The following is a 965-nucleotide window of genomic DNA, read 5'->3' as shown; positions in this document are numbered from 1 at the left end:
GGTGACACCCCGGCCGCCAGCTATTTGGACATCGCGAAGGTTCTGCAGGCGGCGGCGGACTCCGGCGCGGACGCGATCCATCCCGGGTACGGCTTCCTGTCGGAGAACGCCGACTTCGCCCAGGCCGTCCTCGACGCCGGCCTGACCTGGATCGGGCCGCCGCCGCAGGCCATCCGCGATCTGGGTGACAAGGTCGCCGCCCGTCACATCGCCCAACGCGCCGGCGCGCCGCTGGTCGCCGGCACCCCCGACCCGGTCTCCGGGTCCGAGGAGGTCGTGGCGTTCGCGAAGGAACACGGCCTGCCCATCGCGATCAAGGCCGCCTTCGGTGGCGGCGGTCGCGGTCTGAAGGTCGCCCGGACCCTCGAAGAGGTCCCCGAGCTCTACGACTCCGCCGTCCGTGAGGCGGTCGCCGCGTTCGGGCGTGGTGAGTGCTTCGTCGAGCGTTACCTCGACAAGCCCCGTCACGTGGAGACGCAGTGCCTGGCCGACACCCACGGCAACGTCGTCGTGGTGTCCACGCGTGACTGCTCGCTCCAGCGCCGGCATCAGAAGCTGGTCGAGGAGGCCCCGGCGCCGTTCCTGACGGACGCCCAGAACGCCGAGCTGTACGCCGCCTCCAAGGCGATCCTGAAGGAAGCCGGCTACGTCGGCGCGGGCACCGTGGAGTTCCTGGTCTCCGCCGACGGCCTGATCTCCTTCCTGGAGGTCAACACCCGCCTCCAGGTCGAACACCCCGTCACCGAGGAGGTCACCGGCCTCGACCTGGTGCGGGAGATGTTCCGCATCGCCGACGGCGAGGAACTCGGCTACGGCGACCCGGTACTGCGCGGACACTCCTTCGAGTTCCGCATCAACGGCGAGGACCCCGGCCGCGGCTTCCTGCCCGCCCCCGGCACCGTCACCCGCTTCGCACCCCCCTCCGGCCCCGGCGTCCGCCTCGACGCGGGCGTGGAATCCGGCTC

At 71.4% G+C, this 965-nt stretch carries 1 protein-coding gene; it reads left to right on the top strand.

Annotated features, from left to right (window positions below):
• Positions 1-965, top strand: a 965-nt coding sequence (locus OTB19_RS43080) for an acetyl-CoA carboxylase biotin carboxylase subunit (protein WP_267804312.1), incomplete at both ends; no start/stop codon positions are given.

This window comes from Streptomyces sp. H27-H5 (assembly GCF_026627505.1).
Taxonomy (GTDB): domain Bacteria; phylum Actinomycetota; class Actinomycetes; order Streptomycetales; family Streptomycetaceae; genus Streptomyces.
Note: the sequence above shows the minus strand (reverse complement) of the source record. Positions and strands in the feature narration are given on the sequence as shown.